Below are 19,329 nucleotides of genomic sequence, written 5' to 3' on the forward strand. Positions count from 1 at the left end.
CCCTAAGCGGCGGGTGGCTCGCCCAGAAGTGCCAATTCACGCGGTTTCCGGTGGGCCGATCCGGCCGGGCTCAGGTCAACGCGAGCGGCAGCGTCCGGCGCACCGCCGCGCCGTGCGCCCCGTGCAGCGGAACCGCCGAAACCCCTTGCGGCGCGGGCACTTCCTCGCCCGGTCGGGCGCCGACGCGGATGGTCACGTCGGTGCGCTCGCGGCCGCCGGGCGTGCGGCGGAGGGTGGCCGAAGTCGCGGTGAACGCGGCGCCGGGCACCGCCAGCCCGAGCGTCCGGGCGAGGTCGCGGTCCGAGCGGGGCGCGTAACAGGCTTGCGTGACCCCGCCCCAGGACCAGGACTTCCAGCCGTCGCCGTCGCTCTCCTGCGGCTGCTGCGCGGCCTGGACGCCGAGCGCCACCCGCAGCTCCGTGGTCAGCTCGGCGGCTTCGAGCACAGTGGACGGGTAGCCCGCCTCGGCCAGGGCGACCATCAGGCTGAGCGCGGCGCTCGCGGTGCTGCGCAACGCGCCCAGCTGCCCGCCGCCGCGGGCGAGCGCGGCGATCGGCGCGTCCTGCGGGCGGTAGCGCACGGCGAGCCAGCGCACCCGGTAGACCTGGGGACCGCGTGGGACCGTCCAGGTCAGCAGCTGCACGGCGGCGAGCGGGATGTCCGTGCCGTGGAAGGCGGTCCGCAGGATCCGGACCAGCGCCTCGACCGACGGTTCGGCCGCGCCGGGGGTGAGGCGGACGATCGCGCACCAGTCGCCGTCCAGCTCGGCGACGCCGAAGCGGTTGCCGGCGCGGTCCACGTGCTGGCGGACCTGGACGGGCCCGGCGACGCGGTGCAGCGGGTCGGGGCTGTCGCGGCGGCTGTCGTGGCGCCGCAGGCGGTAACCGAGCCAGGTCCAGGCCCACGCGCCGGAGTGGCGGCCGGCGAACCGGATCGACGTCGCCAGCAGCAGCGCCCCGGCCACCGCGGCGACGGTGATCCGGACGGGCTGCGCGACCTCGGACTGGGTGAAGACCAGCAGCACGGCGATCGCCAGGATCTCCCACAGCGCGGCCTGCAACGGGCGGATCGGGAGCAGCCAGGGCAGTGCCGCCGAGCCGGAAGCGTGGGACGGCACAGGATTGGCCGGGGCCGGCGGCCCGGCGCGGTGCATCCCACCGGCGGGCGTGGCCGGACTGGGCCCGGTCGAACCAGGACCGGCTGAACCTGGCCCAGCTGAACCGGGACCGGCTGAGCCAGGCAATGCTGAGACGGACACGGGCTCCCCTTCCCCGGGCACCCACCCTGGCCCGGCCCCGTGACGCTAGCGCTCTGCACACCCGCGTGTGGGCGTAAAAATTACCCTCGTCGCCGGGCCCGCCGGCTCCTAGCCTTCCGCCTGGACCAGGGCGCGCGAACAGGGGGCCGGAACAGCGTGTGGACGCAGCGGGACCAGATCCAGGCGTACCAGTTCCTGCGCCGCAGGCTCGTTTCCGCGCTGGTCGCGGCCGACGCCAACCACCCCACCTCGCCCAGCCGGCGGCTGGTGCTCGGCACCGTGCTGGGGCTGGCCGTGGCGATCCTGGTGACCGCGGTGTTCGGCGTGATCGGGCTGCTCAACCCCTCCGGCGGCAAGGACTGGCTCGCGGGCGGGCAGGTGATCGTCGAGGACGGCACGGGCGCGCGGTTCGTGCTCGGCGCGGACGGCGCCGTGCACCCGGTGCTCAACTACGCCTCCGCCCGGCTGCTCGCGGGCGGCAAGGGCGACGCGACCGTCTCGGTGTCTTCGGCGAACCTCGGCACCGCGCCGCGCGGCACGCAGATCGGCATCCCCGGCGCCCCCGACTCGCTGCCCGCGGCGGCCGCGCTCACCACCGCGCCGTGGAGCAGCTGCAGCCGCACCACGCAGGACGCGCCCGCTTCGGCCGAGCCACTGGTGGCCGTGCTCGTCGGAGCTCCGCAGAACGGCGTCGAGCTGCCGCGTGACTCCGGCGTGATCGTCCGGCTGCCCCGAGGCGACCGCTACCTGGTGGCGGACGGGCGGCGGTACAAGCTCAGCGACGAGGCCGCGGCCGCGCTGCAGTTCGACAGCTACCCCACGATCGCCGTCTCGTCCCGGTGGATCGACACCGTGCCGGCGGGCCGCGACCTCGGCGCGATCCCGGTGCCGGGCGCCGGTGACCCCGGCCCGCGGGTCGGCACCACGGCCACGCGCGTCGGCGAAGTCCTCGCGGTCGTCGACGCGATGGCCGGGCCGGGCGAGGCGAACTCGTACTACCTGGTGCAGAAGAACGGGCTCCAGCCGATCGGCCAGACCGAGGCGAGCCTGCTGGTGACCACTTCCGCCAACGACGCCGCGTACGACGGCCGTCCCGCCCCGGTTCCGACCCGGGCCGCGGACGTCGCCGCGGTCGCGAAGGTGGCCGAGCCGCGCGCAGGGGGCGCGGACCCGGCCGCCTATCCCGACCGGATCCCCGGCAAGGCGCCGATCACCGGCAACTCCGTGGCCCTGTGCGCGCAGGGCGGGCGGGTCTTCGTCTCCGCGGACCTCCCGCTGCCCGCCGGCGGCCGCGCGCTGCCGGTGACCAGCCGCGGTGACGCCCGGGTCGCCGACCAGGTGTTCGTGCCGCCGTCCGGGGGCGCCGTGGTCACCGACGCGGGTTCCGGCACGACCTACCTGGTTACCGACATGGGACGGAAATATCCGGTCGCGAGCGCCCCGGCGCTGGCTTCGCTCGGCTACGGTTCCGTGGCCGGGCAACCGCTTCCGAGCGGGCTACTGGCACTGGTGCCGACGGGCCCCGCACTGGACCCGGCCGCGGCCGGGCAGCCGGTCCCGTCGGGTGGAACGGGGTGAGCGGGTCGGTGCGGATGACTGAAGAACTACCGGGTGAAGCGGGGCCCGGCACGGGCCGGGTCCGGGTGGCCGTCATCGAGGACCACCCGCTGTACCGCCGGTCGGTGGAGCGGGTCCTGGAGGAGTCGCCGGACGTCGAGCTGGGCGCGGTGGTCGACTCGGTCGCCCGCTTCCACGTGCAGAAGCAGCCGGCGGGCAGCGTCGTGCTGCTGGACCTGGGGCTGCCCGGGGTCGCGGGTGCGGCGGCGGTGCTGGAGGTGTGCGAGCTCGGGCACCACGTGCTCGTGGTGTCCGCGCAGGCCGAGTCGGACCAGGTGCTGAGCGCGATCGCGGCCGGGGCCAAGGGTTTCCTGTCCAAGGACGTGGACGTCGACGAGCTGCTGATCGCCATCCGCGCGGTGGCCGAGGGCGGCGCGTACGTCTCCGCCGTGGTCGCCGGGATGATCATCAAGGACAACACCGAGCGCCCGGTGCAGCGGCCGGAAATGGAGCTCTCGCCGCGCGAGGAGCAGGTGCTGCGGCTGGTCGCGGCCGGCGAGCGCGACATCGACATCGCCCGGATCCTCGGCATCGGCGTGCGCACCGTGCGCGGCTACCTCGACCGGATCCGGGACAAGACGGGGGAGCGGCGCCGTCCGGGGCTGGTGAAGGAGGCCATCCGCCGTGGCCTCGTGGGCAGCCCGGGAAGGAAGCCGTGACGTGACGGTCGAAGACGGCCAGGAGCAGCCGCCGCGGATCAACGTCGGCGTGATCGAGGACCACCCGCTCTACCGCGACGCGGTGGCGCGGGTGCTGAACGAGGCGCCGGACATCGAGCTGGGCGCGGTGGCCGACTCCGTCGCGCGCTTCGCGGTGCAGGCGCAGCCGCCCGGCAGCGTCGTGGTGCTGGACCTCAAGCTGCGCGGGGTGCAGGACGCGGCGGCGGTGCTGGAAGTCGGGCAGATGGGGCACAAGGTGCTCGTGGTGTCCGCGCACGCGGAACAGCCGGAGGTGCTCGGCGCGATGCAGGCCGGCGCCAAGGGCTTCCTGTCCAAGGACGTCGACGGCGACGAGCTGCTGCGCGCGATCCGCACCATCGCCGAGGACAACGCGTACGTCTCGCCCACGCTGGCCGGGATGATCATCCAGGACAGCGAAGACCGGCACGCGGGCCCGAAGATCGAGCTGTCCGAACGCGAGCGCCAGGTGCTGCGCCTGGTCGCCTCCGGCGAGCGCGACGTCGACGTGGCCGAGATCCTGAACATCAGCGTCCGCACGGTCCGCTCGTACCTGGACCGCATCCGCGACAAGACGGGGGAGCGGCGCCGCGCGGGGTTCGTCCGGGTGGCCATCCGCGAAGGGCTGCTGCGCTAAAAGCTCGTGAGTGTTTATGCCGGTTCTAACCGTCATAAACACTCACGAGTCCTGACCAGGGGCTGGGCGCGCGTCGGCGCTTTCGGTGAGCCGTCGGGCCAGGGCGTGCACCTGGTCACGCAGGGCTTCCGGCTGCTCGATGACAAACGCGTGGTCCAGCCGCGCGAGCACGCCGGGGATCCAGTCCAATCGTTCGGCCCGCAGCCGGACCCGTACCCAGCCGTCGTCCGGAAGTCCTTGCACCGTGGCGATTCCGGCGGGAAACCGGGCCGAGACTTCCTCCGCTGTTCCTTGGACGCGCAGCGAAACCTCGTGCCGGTAGGGCACCTCGGCGAGCCCGGTCAGCACCCGCTCGCCCGGGTCGAATCCGGTGGGGACCTCGAATTCGCCGGGCAGCACGGTCGCGTTCTCGATCCGGTCCAGCCGGAAAGTGCGCACCTCGCCGCTGTCCGAGTCCGCGCCCGTGACATACCAGCGGCCGGAGTGGGCGACGATCCCGTACGGGTGCAGGGTCCGCTCGCTCCGCCGTCCACCCCAAGCGGTGTAAGCGAAAGCGACGGGACGGCGTGACCGTGCCGCCTCCGCGAGCGTGAGCAGCACGTCCGTCCCGGGGCTGTTCGCGGCGCGGGCCGGGCGGGTGAATTCGGCGGTGGCGAGCAGCGCGTCCAACCGCTGTCCGATCGCCTGGGGCAGCACCCGCCGCACCTTCGCGGTGGCGCTCTCCACTGCGGTCAAGGACGCGGGCACCAGCCCGTCCCGTCGCGCGACGACGAGCCCGAGCAGCACGGCCAGCGCCTCGTCGTCGGTGAGCATCAGCGGCGGCATCCGGAAGCCGGGCGCGAGCCGGTAGCCGCCGTACCGGCCGCGCACCGAGCGGACCGGCACGTCCAGGTCGATCAGGTGCCCGGCGTAGCGCCGGACGGTGCGCTCGTCCACGCCGAGCCGCCCGGCCAGCTCGGCGACGGTGCGCGTGCCGCCGGACTGGAGGATCTCCAGCAACGCCAGCACGCGGGCGGTCGGTCGGGTCATGGCGAAAGTGTGGCACGGATACCGGGCGGATCCTGTCCGGTATCGGTCCTAGCGTGGTCGGCATGACCCAGATTGCGAAATTGACCGGCTTCACCGGTGCCACCGCGCTCGTCACCGGCGCCACGAGCGGCATCGGCCGGGCGGTGGCCGTGGCGCTGGCGACCCGCGGTGCCCAGGTGATCGTCACCGGCCGGGACGCGGCGCGCGGCGAAGCGGTCGTCACCGAGATCCGCGTGTCCGGCGGCAAGGCCGACTTCCTCGCGGGCGACCTCGCGGACGCGGGCGCCGTGCGGGCATTGGCGCGCCAGGCCGCCGAACTCGGGGGCGGGCACGTCGACGTGCTGGTCAACAACGCCGGCGTGTTCGGCGGAGGCCCCACCGCGGACATCACCGCCGAAGAGATCGACGCCGTGTACGCGGTCAACGTCCGGGCGCCGTTCCTCCTGGTCGCCGAACTGGCCCCGGCGATGGCCGCGCGCGGCCGGGGCTCGATCGTCAACGTGCTGACCATGGCCGCCCGGTTCGGGATCGCCGGAATGGCGCTCAACGGCTCGGGCAAGGCGGCGCTGGAACTGCTGACCAAGTCGTGGGCGGCGGAATTCGGTCCCAGCGGCGTCCGCGTCAACGCGGTCAGCCCCGGCCCCACCCGTACTGAGGGCACCGCGCTGTTCGGCGAGGGCCTGGACCAGCTTGCCGCCCTCGCCCCCGCCGGCCGGACGGCGGCACCCGAGGAGATCGCCGCCGCCGTCGCCTACCTCGCGAGCTCGGAGGCGTCCTTCGTGCACGGCGCCATCCTCGACGTCGACGGCGGCCGCAACGCCACGTGAGACCGGTCGTCCCCCTTATCAAAGCCGCCGCCCCGCGGCCGGTCTAAGCAGATTGCGGGTGCAGCGGATGACGCTTTCCCTGCACTGAATGCGGCGGAAGCGTCATCCGCTGCAACCGCAAAGCCGGCCCCGCGCGGCCGCTAGAGCCGCCGGTTCGCCAGCGCGCCCGTGGCCGACCGGGCCTTCACCGCGACGGCCGGGTCGAGGTCGAGCACCACGCTCTCCGGTGCCGCCCCCAGCTGGGCGACCACGCGGCCGAAGCCGTCGGCCACCGTCGACCAGCCGATGCCGGTGGGGGCCTTCGGGTTGACCTCGGTCCCGGTGGCCGCCGGGTCGGCCTGGCCGCAGGCCGCGACCCAGCAGCCGGAGTCGAGCGCGCGGGCGCGGACGAGCACCTCCCACTGGTCGCGCTTGCCCTCGCCCGCGCCCCAGGACGCCGGGACCAGCACCAGGTCCGCGCCGTCGTCCGCGAGCCAGCGGAACAGCTCCGGGAAGCGCAGGTCGTAACAGGTCGCGACGCCGAACACGGTGCCGCCGGCCTCGAACGTCAGCGGCGCGGCGCCCGGTGCGACGGTGTCGGACTCGGCGAAGCCGAACGCGTCGTACAGGTGGATCTTGTCGTAGCCGAGGTGGTGCCCGAGGCCGGTGACCAGCAGCGTGTTGCGCACCCGGCCGTCCTCGGCCGGGGTGAACATGCCCGCGATCACCAGCACCTCGTGCTCGGCCGCGATCGCCGCGACGGCCTGCGCCCACGGGCCGTCGAGCGGCTGCGCGACCGGGGCGAGCGGGCGGCCGAACCGTGCCATCGTCGCCTCCGGGAACACCACCGCCTGCGCGCCGTCCGCCGCGGCGGCCTCGACGCCGGAGCGAACCAGTTTCAGGTTGGCCTCCGGATCGTCGCCCGAAGTGAGCTGGCACAACCCGATCCGCGGCACGGCGGCCTCCTCGTCTTCCCCGACAGCTGGTCACCACCGAGTATCCCTGCCGGAACTGTCGGGGCCACCTCGTACCCTGGTGACCATGTTGAACCGCACCGACCTGCGAGGGCAGGTCCCGACCGCCGCCGAACTGCGTGCCGCGCTGCCACGCGCCGAATACGACGTGGACGCGGCGCTGCATCACGTGCGGCCGGTGGTCGAGGCGGTGCGCGACCGCGGGGTGGCGGCCGTCCTCGAGTACACCGAGCAGTTCGACAAGGTCCGGCCGGCCACCGTGCGCGTGCCGGCCGCCGAGCTGGCCAAGGCGCTCGAGGAGCTCGACCCCGAGGTGCGCGCCGCGCTCGAGGAGTCGATCAAGCGCGCCCGCAAGGTGCACTCCGACCAGCGCCGCCACGACGTGACCACGAAGGTCGTCGAGGGCGGCACGGTCACCGAGCGCTGGGTGCCGGTCGACCGCGTCGGGCTGTACGCGCCGGGCGGGCTGGCCGTGTACCCGTCCACAGTGGTGATGAACGTGGTCCCGGCGCAGCTCGCGGGCGTCCGCTCGCTGGTGCTGTGCTCGCCCCCGCAGGCGGCCTTCGGCGGCCTGCCGCACCCGACCATCCTGGCCGCCGCCGCGCTGCTGGGCGTCGACGAGGTGTGGGCCGTGGGCGGCGCGCAGGCCGTCGCGCTGGTCGCGTACGGCGGCACGGACACCGATGGCGCGGAGCTCGCGCCGGTCGACATCGTCACCGGGCCAGGCAACATCTACCTGACCGCGGCGAAGCGCATCGTCCGCGGCGTGATCGGCATCGACTCCGAGGCCGGGCCGACCGAGATCGCCATCCTCGCGGACGAGACGGCCGACCCGGTGCACGTCGCGGCCGACCTGATCAGCCAGGCGGAGCACGACCCGCTGGCGGCCAGCGTGCTCGTCACCACGTCGGAGGAGCTGGCCGACGCCGTCGAAAAGGAGCTGGCCGGCCGCGTCGCCGCCACCAAGCACGCCGAGCGTGTGGGGGAGGCGCTGGGCGGCCGGCAGTCCGGCGTCATCCTGGTGTCCACTGTGGACGACGGGTTGCGGGTGGTCGACGCATACGCGGCCGAGCACCTGGAGATCCAGACGGCGAACGCGCGGGAGGTCGCCGCGCGGGTACGCAATGCCGGAGCGGTGTTCGTCGGGGCGTACGCGCCGGTTTCGCTCGGCGACTACTGCGCCGGCTCCAACCACGTGCTGCCCACCGGCGGGTTCGCCCGGCACTCTTCGGGGCTGTCCGTGCAGAGCTTCCTCAAGGGCATCCACGTCGTGGACTACACGGAGGACGCCCTGCGCGAGGTGGCCGGCCGCGTGGTCGCGCTGGCCAACGCCGAAGACCTGCCCGCGCACGGTGAAGCCGTCACCGCCCGGTTCGAGGGGGAGGCCCGATGACCGACGACACTGACACGACCGACATGACCGAAGCGATCCCGGGGGCCGACGTCACGCTCGACGCCTTGCCGCTGCGGGAAGACTTGCGTGGCAAGAGCCCGTACGGCGCGCCGCAGCTCGATGTGCCCGTCCGGCTCAACACCAACGAAAACCCGTACCCGCCGCCGGACGAGCTGGTGGCCGACGTCGCCGAGGCCGTGCGCGCCGAGGCCGCCTCGCTGCACCGCTACCCGGACCGCGACGCGGTGGCGCTGCGCACGGACCTGGCCGACTACCTCACCGTGTCCACGCGCGTGGTGCTGGGCGAGGCGAACGTCTGGGCGGCCAACGGGTCCAACGAGATCCTGCAGCAGATCCTGCAGGCGTTCGGCGGGCCCGGCCGCAGCGCGCTCGGCTTCGAGCCGTCGTACTCGATGCACCCGATCATCGCGTCGGGCACCCGGACCGAGTGGGTGCCGGTGCCGCGCCGGCCCGATTTCTCGATGGACACGGCGCGGGCGGCCGATCTGGTCCGCGAGCGGCGGCCGGACATCGTGTTCGTGACCAGCCCGAACAACCCGACCGGCGGCTCGATCCCGCTGACCGAGCTGCGCGCGGTGCTGGACGCGGCGCCGGGCATCGTCGTGGTGGACGAGGCGTACGCGGAGTTCTCCTCGCAGCCCAGCGCGGTCGAGCTGATCGCGCAGTACCCGGCGAAGCTGATCGTCTCGCGCACGATGAGCAAGGCCTTCGCCTTCGCCGGCGGCCGCCTCGGCTACCTCGCGGCCGCGCCGGCGATCGTCGACGCGCTGCAGCTCGTACGGCTGCCGTACCACCTGTCGAAGCTCACGCAGGCGGCCGCGCGCGCCGCCCTGCGTCACGCCGATGCCACGCTGGCCACCGTGCACAAACTGGCGGCGGAGCGCGACCGCGTGGTGGAGTCGTTGCTGGGACTCGGTTTCACGCCGGTGCCGAGCGACGCCAACTTCGTCCTCTTCGGGCAGTTCGCGGACGCCCCGGCGAGCTGGCAGTCCTATGTGGACCTCGGCGTGCTGATCCGGGACGTCGGCATCGAAGGCCACCTGCGGGTCACCATCGGCACCCCGGAAGAAAACGACGCCTTCCTCGAGGCCAGTAAGGAAGTACCACGATGAGCGAGCCTGCGAGCGAATCATTCAACACTGCGCCTTCGGCCAAGGCCGCGCCGAGCTTCAGCGAGGCGGGCGCATGAGCCGAGTAGGCAAGGTGGAGCGGACCACCAAGGAGTCGTCCATCCTGGTCCAGCTGGACCTCGACGGCACGGGCCAGGTCGAGATCGCCACCGGCGTGCCGTTCTACGACCACATGCTCACCGCGTTCGGCGTGCACGGCTCGCTGGACCTCAAGGTGGAAGCGGCCGGCGACGTCCACATCGACGCCCACCACACCGTCGAGGACACCGCGATCGTGCTCGGCCAGGCGATCCGCCAGGCGCTGGGCGACAAGAGCGGCATCCGCCGGTTCGGCGACGCCTGGATCCCGATGGACGAGACGCTGGCCCACGCCGCGATCGACGTCTCGGGCCGCCCGTACTGCGTGCACGTGGGCGAGCCGGAGCAGTTCAACACCTTCACCATCGGCGGCAATTACCCGTTTGTGCTGACCCGGCACGTGTTCGACTCGCTGTCGTTCCACGCGCAGCTGGCTTTGCACGTGCGCGTGATCCACGGCCGCGATCCGCACCACATCGCGGAGGCGCAGTACAAGGCCGTCGCCAGGGCCCTGCGCGCGGCCACGGAGCCGGACCCGCGCGCGGGCGGCATCCCGTCGACCAAGGGCGTGCTCTAGACGCCGAACACCGCGCGCGGCGCCGCGTACGCCACCGGGCCGGGGAAGTGCTCCGCGGCCCGGGTCACGGCGTCGCGCGCGGTGATGGTGTGGCCCACGTGCGTGAGCAGCAGCCGCGCCGCCCCGGTGGCCGCGCGGCCCGCCTCGGCGGGGGTGAGGTGCACAGTGGACGGCTCGTCGCTGTCGGCCTCGCACAGGAACAGGTCCGCGCCGTCGGCCAGCTTCGCCAGCGCGTCGCACGGTCCGGTGTCGCCGGAGTAGGCCAGCGTCCGGGTGCCGTCGGTCGCGCGGAGGCCGAACGCGGGAAAGCCGTGGGCGACGGCCACCGACGTCAGCTCGAGGTCGCCGACCCGCGCGCGATGGCCGTCATGCAGCTCGTGCACGGCGAAGGCCTGCTCGATCGGCGCGCGCCCGGTGTTGCTGAGGAACGCCGAAAGCCGGGCGGCCGTGCCCGGCGGGCCGTAGAGCGGGATCGGCTTGCGCGGCGGCAGGTCCGCGAACAGCAGCGCGTACACGGCCGGCAGCAGGTCGGCGACGTGGTCGGCGTGCAGGTGCGAGACCCAGACCGCGTCCAGCTCGTCGGGCGCGGTGTGCTCCTGCAGCGCGGCGAGCGTGCCGGGGCCGGCGTCGAGCCAGATCTTCGTGGCCCCGTGCCGGATCAGGTAGCCGGAGCAGGGATTGTCCGGGCGGGGGTACGGGGTCGCGCTGCCCAGTACCGTCACGGTGAAGGCCATGTGGCACGCTGACCTTCGTGAGCAAAGAGGTCATCGCCGTCCTGCTGCTGGCCCTCGGCGGCTTCCTGATCGGCGGCGTCTACTCGACGTGGAAGACGGCGAAGTTCATCGCCATCGCGTTGGGCGTGGCCGCGGTCCTGTCCGTCGGTGGCGCCATCGCCTGGCTGGCCGGCTGACTTTCCCCCAATGTCCGTCAAGGCCTCCTTACCCGCGCCGGACGCGGGTAAGGAGGCCTTGACGGCATCCGGGCGGGCCCTCTCAGGCGTTGGTGAGCTGGTGGTCGTCGGGCGTGTCGAGCTTCTTGGTCAGGCCCTCGCCCTCCACGTCGACGTTCGGCAGGATCCGGTCGAGCCACCGCGGCAGCCACCAGGCGCCCCGGCCGAGCAGCGACATCACCGCGGGCACGATCGTCATCCGGACCACGAAGGCGTCGACCAGCACCCCGAAGGCGAGCGCGAACCCGATCGACTGGATCAGCGTCGACTCGGCCAGCACGAAGCCGGCGAACACGCTGATCATGATCAGCGCCGCCGCCACGACCACCCGCGCGCCGTGCCGGAAGCCGGTGACCATGGCCTCCTGCGGGTCGGCGCCGTGCACGTGCTCCTCGCGCATCCGCGTCACCAGGAACACCTGGTAGTCCATCGCGAGTCCGAACAGGACGCCGATCAGCAGGATCGGCAGCATGCTCATGATCGGCCCGGTCGAGGCGACGCCGAGCAGGTCCTTCAGCCAGCCCCACTGGAACACCGCGACCACCGCGCCGAACGTCGCCGCCACGGAGCCGAGGAAGCCGAGCGTCGCCTTCAGCGGCACCACGACCGAGCGGAACACCAGCATCAGCAGGATGAACGCGAGCCCGACGATCAGCGCGAGGTAGGGCAGCATCGCGTCGGAGAGCTTCTGCGAGACGTCGATGTTCGCGGCGGTCTGGCCGGTGACGGCGAGGCTCGCGCCGGTCGTCTCGTGCAGCGGCCCGGACTGCGCCCGGATCGCCGCGACCAGGTCCTCGGTCTGCTTGCTGCTCGGCCCGCTCTTCGGGATCACGCTCAGCAGCGCGGTGTCCCCGGAGGCGTTCACGTTCGGCGGCGTCACGGCGGCGACGTCCGGCAGGGTGCTGATCCCGGCGACGGCCTGCTTGAGCGCCTCGGGGCTGTGGTTCGCGCCGGTGTCGATCACCACCAGCAGCGGGCCGTTCGCGCCCTCGCCGAAGCCCTTGCTGACCAGCTCGTAGGCCTTGTGCTGCGTCGATTCCGGCGCGGCGGAGCTGTCGTTCGGCAGGCCCAGCTGCATGCCCAGCGCGGGCAGCGCGACGACCACGAGGCCGGCCAGCGACGCGAGCAGCACGGGCACGCGGTGCCGGGCGACGAACCGGGCCCAGCGCTCGCCGTGGGTCTGTGTGGAAGGCTTGCGGCGCAAGCGAATCCGGTTGCCGAGCAGACGTGAGCCGGCGAAGCCGAGCACCGCGGGCAGCAGCGTCAACGCGATCAGCACGGCCACCGCGACGGTCACCGCCGCGGCAATGCCCATCTGGCCCAGGAACGGGATGCCGACCACGGTCAGCCCGGCCAGCGCGATGATCACGGTGAGCCCGGCGAACACCACCGCGGACCCGGCGGTGCCGGCCGCGCGTCCGGCCGCCTCCTCGGGTTCTCGGCCGAGGCTCAGCTCGTGCCGGTAGCGCGAGACGATGAAGAGCGCGTAGTCGATGCCCACGGCGAGGCCGATCATCAGCGCGAGGATCGGGGTGTTGGAGTTCAGCTCCAGGAAGCCGGAGGCGAGCGTGATGCCCGCGAAGCCGATGCCGACGCCGATCAGCGCGGTGAGCAGCGGAATGCCCGCGGCCAGCAGTGACCCGAACGTGATGATCAGGACGACGGCCGCCACGGCGACGCCGAGGCCTTCGGTCGCGCCGGTCGCGGGCATGGCCTGCGCCGCGTCGCCGCCGAACTCGACCTCGTAACCGCTCTGCTTGACGCTGTTGCCGCTGTCGAGCAGCGCCTGGCGGTCACTGTCGGTCAGCTCGAAGCCCTTGACGGTGTAGCTCGCCTGGGCGAGCGCGACCTGGCCGTCGGGCGAGACGGACTTGGCCTGGAACGGGTCGACCACGGACGCGACCTTCGGCGCGGCCTTGAGGTGCGAGACCACGGACTCGACGGCGGCCCGGCCCGCCGGGTCGGTGACGGTGTGGCCCGGCGGCGCGGCGATCACCACCCGCGCAGTCGCGCCACCCGCCGAGGCCTGCGGAAACTTCTCCGCCAGCCGGTCGATGGCCTGCTGGGACTCCGTGCCCGGGATCGTCACCGAGTCGGACAGCTGGCCGGACAGGGTCAGCGCGCCGACGCCGAGCGCCACGAGCACGGCCGCCCACACGGCCGTGACGAGGGCTCGCCGCCGGAACGACAACCGGCCGAGCCGGTAGAGGAAAGTCGCCACGGGTGTTGTCTCCGTTTCGCCCGAATAGGGCCTTCGTCACTCGTACTAGTGAGTTCGAAGCTAGCCGATCGGCAAGGGCTCTGCCAAGCCGATCGGCTAGTGTGTGACTAGCCGCACGGCAAGCGGTTTGCTAGCCGATCGGCAGGGAAACCGGTTTGCCGATCGGCAGGGCCGTGACGTAGGCTCCCTCCGCTTTGACGAGGAGGAACGATGACGACCGCCGTCCCGGCCGAAGACACGCGCACCCGGCTGCTGGGCACCGCGCTGAGGCTGTTCGCCGAGCACGGCGTGGAGGGCACGTCGCTGCAGATGATCGCCGACGCGCTGGGCGTCACCAAGGCGGCGGTGTACTACCACTTCAAGACCAAGGCCGAGATCACCGAGGCGGTGGCCGAGCCCGGTATCCGCGAGCTGGACGTGCTGGTGGTCGAGGCCGCGAAGCAGCGCCGCCGCGGCGCCCAGATCGATCAGCTGCTCGACGGTTTCGTGGACCTGGTGGTGCGCCACCGCGTGCTGGTCGCGCTGTTCTCCAGCGACCCGGGCATCAACCGCGCGATCGAGAAGTCGGCCCACGGCATGGAGGGCTTCGGCAACGCCCTGATCGCCATCCTGGCCGGCCCGGACCCGGACGTCTCGGCCCGCGTGACCGCCATGGTCGCCCTCACCGGAATCGCCCTGGCCGGCGGCGCCCCCGACCTGGCCGAACTCGACGACGAAACGCTGCGCCGCGAACTGGTCGACGTGGGCCGCCGCCTGATGGGCCGCCCGCGGCGCCACTGAGCTGCCGCAGTTTCAGGCCGCCGCGGTTTCAGCCAGCCGTGGTCAAGAACTCCGGCGGCACCGAAGCGGTAAGCCAGACTCCGTTGGCGCTTACCTGAAACTCGTGCCCCGCCGCGGCCATGGCGGCGGCGTCCACCCGCAGTACCAGCGGTTTCCCATGGCGAGTGCCCACCGCGACCGCCGTGTCCACAGTGGCGGACAGGTGCACGGCGTGGCGCCGCATCGGGCGGAGACCCTCCGCGAAGATCGCCGCGGCGAAGCGGGTCGCGGTGCCGTGATAGAGGACCGCCGGTGGGGTGGTCGCCGTCAGTTCGAGGTCCACCGCCACGCTGTGGCCCTGGCTGGCTCGGATGCGCGTGCCGGTGTCGTCGAAGGCGAAGCGGCGTTTCGCGTTGTGCGTGACCACTTCCGCCAGCTCGGCCCGGGTCACCGGCGCGCCGTGCCGGGCCAGGCAGGCGAGCAGGGTGTCCACCTCGGCCCACCCGGCCGGGTCCAGGGTCAGGCCGATCGCGGCCGGATCGTGGCGCAGGTGGCGGGAAAGCCGCTTCGAGATGCGGGTTCGTTGTTCTTCTTTCATTTCCCGTCCAGTGAAGCAGTCCGCGCAAGCGAAAATCAGATGCCGCCCTCCGCGACCGGCCGGAGTTTGCTCGCGCCGGGGCCGAAGCGGGCCAGTTCGTCGTCCGCGTTGTACAGGCCGCAGCTGCGTAGCGACAGGCAGCCGCAGCCGACGCAGCCCGTCAGGCGGTCTCGGAGGCGTTGCAGGGCGTCGATGCGGGCGTCCAGTTCGTACTGCCACTCGCGGGACAGGCGGGCCCAATCGGCCTTCGTCGGCGCGTGGTCGTCGGGCAGGGTGGACAGGGCTTCGCTGATGTCCTCCAGGGAGAGGCCAACGCGTTGCGCGGCGCGCACGAACGCGATCCGCCGCAGCACCGAGCGCGGGTAGCGGCGCTGGTTGCCCGCCGACCGCTCCGAGCTGATCAGCCCCTTCTCCTCGTAGAACCGCAGTGCCGTGTGCGGGACCCCGCTGCGTTCGGCCACCTGCCCGATGCTCAGATGCTCGGCCAACCTCGTCATTGGTCCAGGTTAGCCCTTGACCTAGAGAATGGTCGAGGTTGCATCGTGGGAACATGACCACAACCGCTGTTTCGCCCGGTTACGCCGATTTGCCGCGGCTGATCGCGCTGATGACCGGGGACGACAAGCACACCGCCGCCGCACAGTCCACAGTAGACGTCCTGTGGGTGCTGTACGACCGCGTGCTGGACCTGACGCCCGCGACCTTCCGCGAGCCCGGCCGCGACCGGTTCCTGCTCTCCAAGGGACACGGCCCGATGGCGTACTACGCCGTGCTCACCGCCAAGGGCTTCCTGGACGAGGCGGAGCTGGCGGACTGGTCTTCGGTCCGCTCCCGGCTGGGCCACCACCCCGACCGGCGGCGGGTGCCCGGCGTCGAGATCTCCAGCGGCTCGCTCGGGCACGGGCTGCCGATCGCCGTCGGCACCGCGCTCGGCGTGCGCGCCCGCGGGTACGCCGGGCGCGTGGTGACGCTGGTCGGCGACGCCGAGTTCGACGAGGGCTCCAACATCGAGGCCGTCGTGCTGGCCGGGCGCCTCGGGCTGGAGCAGCTCACCGCCGTTGTCGTGGACAACCAGTCGTCGTCGCACGGCTGGCCCGGCGGCATCGCCCGGCGCTTCGAGGTGGAGGGCTGGGAGACGCGCACCGTCTCCGGCCGTGACCACGAAGCGCTGTACGAGGCGTTCACCACCGCTCACCCGGGCCGGCCGCTCGCCGTGGTCGCCGTCGTGGAACCGAAGGGCTGAAAGACATGCCGAACATGCGTGAGACGTTCCTGAGCACGGCCGAGCGGATCGTGGACACCGATCCGGACGTCGCCGTGGTGCTCGCCGACATCTCCACCGCCCAGCTGGCCGGCGCGGCGCGGCGGCACCCGGACCGGGTGCTGAACGTCGGGATCCGTGAGCAGCTGCTGGTCAGCACCGGCGCGGGCCTCGCGCTCGCCGGGCTGCGGCCGATCGTGCACACCTTCTCCGCGTTCCTGGTGGAGCGGGCGTTCGAGCAGATCAAGCTCGACCTCTCGCACCAGGACGCCGGCGCGGTGCTCGTCTCGTACGGCGCCTCCTACGACATGCCCGCGGAAGGCCGCACGCACCAGTCACCGGGCGACGTCGCACTGATGGATTCCTTGCCCGGCTGGACGATCCACGTGCCGGGCCACCCGGACGAGGCCCGCCGCCTGCTGCTCGACTCCGTGCCGGGCGACGGCCGGGTGTACCTCCGGCTTTCCGCGCAGGAGAACGCTTCGCCGTACTTCGGCGTCGGATTCCAGCCGCTGCGCCAGGGTTCGCGCGGGGTGGTCATCGCGGTCGGCCCGATGCTCGACCGCGTTCTCGCGGCGACCGAGGGCCTGGACGTCACGGTGCTCTACACCGCCACCATCCGCCCGTTCGACGCCGCGGGCCTGCGCGCCGCGGTCGCGGAGGTGGCGGACGTCGTTCTCGTCGAGCCGTACCTGGCGGGCACGTCGGCCCATTGCGTCGCTGAAGCGCTCGTTGATGTGCCGCACCGGTTGCTCTGCCTCGGCGTCCGCCGTGACACCGAGGTCCGCTGTTACGGCGAGCTCGCTGACCACGATCTGGCTCATGGCCTGGACGAGGGTTCGATCGCCTTGTCCCTCAAGGATTTCCTGCGGTCGTGACGCGCCTCAGCGGAATGCGGCGATCCCGGTCACCGCCTGGCCGAGCGAGAGTGCGTGCATCTCCTCGGTGCCCTCGTAGGTCAGCACCGTTTCGAGGTTCACCATGTGCCGCATCACCGGGTACTCCAGCGAAATCCCGTTCGCGCCGAGCATCGAGCGGGCGGTGCGGGCCACGTCGAGCGCGGAGCGCACGTTCGCCATCTTGCCGAAGCTCACCTGGCTGTGGTCCAGCGTGCCGGCGTCCTTCAGGCGGCCGATCTGCAGCGCGACGAGCCCGGCGCGGTTGACCTCCACGAGCAGGTCCGCGAGCTTGCGCTGGGTCAGCTGGAACGAGGCCAGCGGCTTGCCGAACTGCTCGCGCGCCAGCGTGTACTCCAGCGCCGCCCGGTAACACGCGCGCGCCGCGCCGACCACGCCGAACAGGATTCCGTACCGCGCCTCGTTGAGACACGAGAGCGGCCCGCGCAGGCCGCGGACTTCGGGGAATGCGGCCGATTCCGGCAGCCGCACGCCGTCGAGCACCAGCTCCGCGGTCAGTGACGCGCGCAGGGAAAGCTTGTGCTTCACCTCGTTCGCGGTGAAGCCCGGGGTGGACGTCGGCACCACGAACCCGCGGACGCCCTCGTCGGTCTGCGCCCAGACCACCGCGACGTCGGCCACGGTTCCGTTGGTGATCCACATCTTCGTGCCGGTCAGCACCCAGTCGGAGCCGTCGCGCACGGCGCGGGTGCGCATGCTGCCGGGGTCGCTGCCCGCGTCCGGCTCGGTCAGGCCGAAACAGCCCAGCGCGTCACCGGCCGCCATCCGCGGCAGCCACCCCTCGCGGTGCTCCTCGCTGCCCCAGCGGTGGATCGCGAACATCGCGAGCGAGCCCTGCACCGAGACGAAGCTGCGCAGCCCCGAGTCGACGGCCTCCAGCTCGCGGCAGGCGATGCCGTACGCGATCGCGCTCGTGCCGGCGCAGCCGTAACCCTCGAGGTGCATGCCCAGCAGCCCCAGGTCGCCGAAGCCCTTCGCGAGTTCGCGCGCGGGCAGCGAGCCGGATTCGTACCAGTCGGCGACGTGGTCGAGCAGATGGTCGCGCGCGTAGGCGCGGACGGCGTCCCGGATAGCCCGGTCCTCCTCGGCGAGTCCGGCGTCGAGGTCGAGGAAATCGTGCGGATCCGGGGTGCTGCTCATCGGAATTCTCCTACGGGCTCGCGGCGATGCGGTCCCCGCAGGAAATCACAAACGGCCCTCGTACCAGTGCGTGGTGTTGGTCACGTGCGGCTGGCCGGACTCGCGGCGGTACCGGGCGTCGATGTCCTCCCGCGAGGTCTGCGGCGGGATCCGCGGTGCCGCGAACCGGGGGAACGGCACGCTGTTGATGTCGTCTCGCCACGCCTGCAGCATGTCGCACAGGAGGTCTGACTCGGACATTTCGCCCTCTTCACGGGTCCTGGGGCGCCGGCGGCGCCTCACGCGAACGAGTGACTACCCGTTCGGCGGCACGGCCAAACGGGGGTTCGTGCAAAAATCCGCGGGCCGCCGCCAAGGTCCCGTTCGCGAAGGAGCGAACCATGCGTCATTCGACGACGGCGGCGAAAGTGCTCGCCTTGTCCACCGCGGCCCTGCTGGGCTGCACCGGCCTCGCGTCCGCGAGCCCGGCCGGCTCGCTCGGCGGCTGGCATCAGACCGGCAAGACCAGCGTCGCGAATTCGATCAGCGGTGAAGGCATCACGACACTGCGAAGGCCCGGGCAGGCGCCGGAAACGGTGTATCGCAGCGGGACGACCATCCCGCAGCCGCTGAAGGACGAGGGCTGGGGCCACGTCGGCGACCCGGACTCGCAGCGCGGCTACGTGTTCGACGTCTACCAGAACACCGTCGCGAACCCGCCGGTGAACAAGATGTACCTGGTCACCGCGCCTTCGGGGGAGACCACGGAGTTCGTGCACCCGCTGCAGGCCGACGAGCCGCCGGTCAACGCGAACGCCTACACCGCGGTCAGCCCGGACGGCCAATGGCTGGTCTCCGGCGCCCTCGGCGACGCGACCGAGATGTACGTCTCGCCGGCGCCATTCCTCAACCCGCGTGCCCCGCGCACGGCGGGCGACCTGCCGCTGGCCGCGCGGATCCACCTCGACCACACCATCCGCTCCGCGCAGGGCTGCGACTTCGTGTCGCCGACCCGGCTGCTGTGCGCCACTTCGGACTCGAACAACGACCTCTACCCGACCAGCTACCAGCTGCTCCAGGTCGACCTGCCGCGGCCGCTGGCCGGGCGCGACACCCGCGCGCACGTCAAGGAACTCGGCCAGCTTCCGCTGGTCAGCACCTGCGCCGGCGCGTTCACGCCCGAGGGCGTCGACTACGACGCGCCCACCGGGACCCTGCGGGTGGAGGTCGTGCCGCCGAGCCCGTGCAACACGGTGACGGACGTCTACTCGTTCCAGCGCGGCTGAAGGACTCGTGAGTGTTCATGAC

The 19,329-nt window shown here is 72.4% G+C and carries 21 protein-coding genes; 12 read left to right on the forward strand and 9 right to left on the reverse strand.

All coding sequences use genetic code 11. From position 1 onward, the window contains the following. Positions 1-70 precede the first annotated feature (70 nt). Positions 71-1,153 (reverse strand): type VII secretion protein EccE, encoded by a 1,083-nt coding sequence (locus OG371_RS28725; protein WP_442875998.1) that lies wholly within the window; start codon positions 1,151-1,153, stop codon positions 71-73. Between the two features lie 261 nt (positions 1,154-1,414). Here OG371_RS28725 and eccB point away from each other — a divergent pair, with 261 nt between their 5' ends. The 3 genes from eccB to OG371_RS28740 are packed head-to-tail and all read left to right on the forward strand — an operon-like array spanning position 1,415 to position 4,189. Next, positions 1,415-2,836 carry a type VII secretion protein EccB gene (gene eccB / locus OG371_RS28730; protein ID WP_329058378.1) on the forward strand — a complete coding sequence of 474 codons (1,422 nt, stop codon included), beginning with the start codon at positions 1,415-1,417 and terminating at the stop codon, positions 2,834-2,836. Positions 2,837-2,850: 14 nt separating this feature from the next. Then, on the forward strand, positions 2,851-3,534 hold the full coding sequence (locus OG371_RS28735; protein WP_329058380.1) for a response regulator transcription factor: 684 nt from the start codon (positions 2,851-2,853) through the stop codon (positions 3,532-3,534). A 1-nt stretch (position 3,535) separates the two neighbouring features. After that, positions 3,536-4,189, forward strand: coding sequence for a response regulator transcription factor (locus OG371_RS28740; protein ID WP_329058383.1), 654 nt, complete (start codon positions 3,536-3,538; stop codon positions 4,187-4,189). A 42-nt stretch (positions 4,190-4,231) separates the two neighbouring features. Here the strand turns inward: OG371_RS28740 and OG371_RS28745 are convergent, their stop codons facing one another. Further along, positions 4,232-5,218: a helix-turn-helix transcriptional regulator gene (locus tag OG371_RS28745; RefSeq protein ID WP_329058384.1), complete on the reverse strand. Its 987-nt coding sequence runs from the start codon at positions 5,216-5,218 to the stop codon at positions 4,232-4,234. A gap of 62 nt (positions 5,219-5,280) precedes the next feature. Here OG371_RS28745 and OG371_RS28750 point away from each other — a divergent pair, with 62 nt between their 5' ends. Next, positions 5,281-6,045: an SDR family NAD(P)-dependent oxidoreductase gene (locus tag OG371_RS28750; protein ID WP_329058386.1), complete on the forward strand. Its 765-nt coding sequence runs from the start codon at positions 5,281-5,283 to the stop codon at positions 6,043-6,045. Positions 6,046-6,185: 140 nt separating this feature from the next. On the opposite strand, the gene OG371_RS28755 is transcribed toward OG371_RS28750, so the two are convergent. Then, entirely contained in the window at positions 6,186-6,980 is a 795-nt protein-coding gene (locus OG371_RS28755; protein WP_329058389.1) for a carbon-nitrogen hydrolase family protein, read from the reverse strand. Positions 6,981-7,065: 85 nt separating this feature from the next. On the opposite strand from OG371_RS28755, the gene hisD reads away from it, so the two are divergent. The 3 genes from hisD to hisB all read left to right on the forward strand — a co-directional run bounded on the left by hisD (position 7,066) and on the right by hisB (position 10,197). Next, complete coding sequence (hisD, locus tag OG371_RS28760) at positions 7,066-8,391, forward strand: histidinol dehydrogenase (RefSeq protein ID WP_329058391.1); 1,326 nt, start codon at positions 7,066-7,068, stop codon at positions 8,389-8,391. Then, complete coding sequence (locus OG371_RS28765; RefSeq protein WP_329058393.1) at positions 8,388-9,524, forward strand: histidinol-phosphate transaminase; 1,137 nt, start codon at positions 8,388-8,390, stop codon at positions 9,522-9,524. The genes hisD and OG371_RS28765 overlap by 4 nt, the downstream gene beginning before the upstream one ends. A 73-nt stretch (positions 9,525-9,597) precedes the next feature. Continuing rightward, positions 9,598-10,197, forward strand: a complete 600-nt coding sequence (gene hisB / locus OG371_RS28770; RefSeq protein WP_329058395.1) for an imidazoleglycerol-phosphate dehydratase HisB — start codon at positions 9,598-9,600, stop codon at positions 10,195-10,197. Here hisB and OG371_RS28775 read toward each other — a convergent pair. Next, on the reverse strand, positions 10,194-10,931 hold the full coding sequence (locus tag OG371_RS28775; RefSeq protein ID WP_329058397.1) for an MBL fold metallo-hydrolase: 738 nt from the start codon (positions 10,929-10,931) through the stop codon (positions 10,194-10,196). The two genes, hisB and OG371_RS28775, sit on opposite strands and share 4 nt — an antisense overlap. Positions 10,932-10,948: 17 nt before the next feature. Between OG371_RS28775 and OG371_RS28780 the strand changes: the two genes are divergently transcribed. Then, entirely contained in the window at positions 10,949-11,107 is a 159-nt protein-coding gene (locus tag OG371_RS28780; RefSeq protein ID WP_329058399.1) for a hypothetical protein, read from the forward strand. 82 nt (positions 11,108-11,189) lie between these two features. Here OG371_RS28780 and OG371_RS28785 read toward each other — a convergent pair whose 3' ends face one another. Next, positions 11,190-13,367 carry an MMPL family transporter gene (locus tag OG371_RS28785; protein ID WP_329058400.1) on the reverse strand — a complete coding sequence of 726 codons (2,178 nt, stop codon included), beginning with the start codon at positions 13,365-13,367 and terminating at the stop codon, positions 11,190-11,192. Between the two features lie 210 nt (positions 13,368-13,577). Here OG371_RS28785 and OG371_RS28790 point away from each other — a divergent pair, with 210 nt between their 5' ends. After that, positions 13,578-14,147 carry a TetR/AcrR family transcriptional regulator gene (locus tag OG371_RS28790; protein ID WP_329058402.1) on the forward strand — a complete coding sequence of 190 codons (570 nt, stop codon included), beginning with the start codon at positions 13,578-13,580 and terminating at the stop codon, positions 14,145-14,147. 28 nt (positions 14,148-14,175) lie between these two features. Here the strand turns inward: OG371_RS28790 and OG371_RS28795 are convergent, their stop codons facing one another. Then, complete coding sequence (locus OG371_RS28795) at positions 14,176-14,724, reverse strand: RNA 2'-phosphotransferase (RefSeq protein ID WP_329058403.1); 549 nt, start codon at positions 14,722-14,724, stop codon at positions 14,176-14,178. Between the two features lie 35 nt (positions 14,725-14,759). After that, positions 14,760-15,221 carry a redox-sensitive transcriptional activator SoxR gene (gene soxR, locus OG371_RS28800; RefSeq protein WP_091617592.1) on the reverse strand — a complete coding sequence of 154 codons (462 nt, stop codon included), beginning with the start codon at positions 15,219-15,221 and terminating at the stop codon, positions 14,760-14,762. A gap of 53 nt (positions 15,222-15,274) precedes the next feature. Between soxR and OG371_RS28805 the strand changes: the two genes are divergently transcribed. Together OG371_RS28805 and OG371_RS28810 are read left to right on the forward strand one after the other, a co-directional pair. Next, positions 15,275-15,967 (forward strand): thiamine pyrophosphate-dependent enzyme, encoded by a 693-nt coding sequence (locus tag OG371_RS28805; RefSeq protein ID WP_329058404.1) that lies wholly within the window; start codon positions 15,275-15,277, stop codon positions 15,965-15,967. 5 nt (positions 15,968-15,972) lie between these two features. Next, positions 15,973-16,863, forward strand: a complete 891-nt coding sequence (locus OG371_RS28810) for a transketolase family protein (RefSeq protein ID WP_329058405.1) — start codon at positions 15,973-15,975, stop codon at positions 16,861-16,863. 6 nt (positions 16,864-16,869) lie between these two features. Here OG371_RS28810 and OG371_RS28815 read toward each other — a convergent pair whose 3' ends face one another. Then, positions 16,870-18,042 (reverse strand): acyl-CoA dehydrogenase family protein, encoded by a 1,173-nt coding sequence (locus OG371_RS28815; RefSeq protein ID WP_329058406.1) that lies wholly within the window; start codon positions 18,040-18,042, stop codon positions 16,870-16,872. Between the two features lie 45 nt (positions 18,043-18,087). After that, positions 18,088-18,282, reverse strand: a complete 195-nt coding sequence (locus OG371_RS28820) for a hypothetical protein (protein ID WP_329058407.1) — start codon at positions 18,280-18,282, stop codon at positions 18,088-18,090. A gap of 140 nt (positions 18,283-18,422) precedes the next feature. Between OG371_RS28820 and OG371_RS28825 the strand changes: the two genes are divergently transcribed. Next, positions 18,423-19,307: a hypothetical protein gene (locus OG371_RS28825; RefSeq protein WP_329058408.1), complete on the forward strand. Its 885-nt coding sequence runs from the start codon at positions 18,423-18,425 to the stop codon at positions 19,305-19,307. The last annotated feature ends 22 nt before the right edge of the window (positions 19,308-19,329 follow it).

It is taken from the genome of Amycolatopsis sp. NBC_01480 (genome assembly GCF_036227205.1).
Taxonomy (GTDB): domain Bacteria; phylum Actinomycetota; class Actinomycetes; order Mycobacteriales; family Pseudonocardiaceae; genus Amycolatopsis.

Bases quoted from the DNA above. Each gene is read 5' to 3' on its own strand.
- OG371_RS28725 (WP_442875998.1), bottom strand. From the start codon at position 1,153: ATGCACCGCGCCGGGCCGCCGGCCCCGGCCAATCCTGTGCCGTCCCAC.
- OG371_RS28735 (WP_329058380.1), top strand. From the start codon at position 2,851: ATGACTGAAGAACTACCGGGTGAAGCGGGGCCCGGCACGGGCCGGGTC.
- OG371_RS28745 (WP_329058384.1), bottom strand. From the start codon at position 5,218: ATGACCCGACCGACCGCCCGCGTGCTGGCGTTGCTGGAGATCCTCCAG.
- OG371_RS28750 (WP_329058386.1), top strand. From the start codon at position 5,281: ATGACCCAGATTGCGAAATTGACCGGCTTCACCGGTGCCACCGCGCTC.
- hisD (WP_329058391.1), top strand. From the start codon at position 7,066: ATGTTGAACCGCACCGACCTGCGAGGGCAGGTCCCGACCGCCGCCGAA.
- OG371_RS28765 (WP_329058393.1), top strand. From the start codon at position 8,388: ATGACCGACGACACTGACACGACCGACATGACCGAAGCGATCCCGGGG.
- hisB (WP_329058395.1), top strand. From the start codon at position 9,598: ATGAGCCGAGTAGGCAAGGTGGAGCGGACCACCAAGGAGTCGTCCATC.
- OG371_RS28775 (WP_329058397.1), bottom strand. From the start codon at position 10,931: ATGGCCTTCACCGTGACGGTACTGGGCAGCGCGACCCCGTACCCCCGC.
- OG371_RS28790 (WP_329058402.1), top strand. From the start codon at position 13,578: ATGACGACCGCCGTCCCGGCCGAAGACACGCGCACCCGGCTGCTGGGC.
- OG371_RS28795 (WP_329058403.1), bottom strand. From the start codon at position 14,724: ATGAAAGAAGAACAACGAACCCGCATCTCGAAGCGGCTTTCCCGCCAC.
- soxR (WP_091617592.1), bottom strand. From the start codon at position 15,221: ATGACGAGGTTGGCCGAGCATCTGAGCATCGGGCAGGTGGCCGAACGC.
- OG371_RS28805 (WP_329058404.1), top strand. From the start codon at position 15,275: ATGACCACAACCGCTGTTTCGCCCGGTTACGCCGATTTGCCGCGGCTG.
- OG371_RS28810 (WP_329058405.1), top strand. From the start codon at position 15,973: ATGCCGAACATGCGTGAGACGTTCCTGAGCACGGCCGAGCGGATCGTG.
- OG371_RS28815 (WP_329058406.1), bottom strand. From the start codon at position 18,042: ATGAGCAGCACCCCGGATCCGCACGATTTCCTCGACCTCGACGCCGGA.
- OG371_RS28820 (WP_329058407.1), bottom strand. From the start codon at position 18,282: ATGTCCGAGTCAGACCTCCTGTGCGACATGCTGCAGGCGTGGCGAGAC.
- OG371_RS28825 (WP_329058408.1), top strand. From the start codon at position 18,423: ATGCGTCATTCGACGACGGCGGCGAAAGTGCTCGCCTTGTCCACCGCG.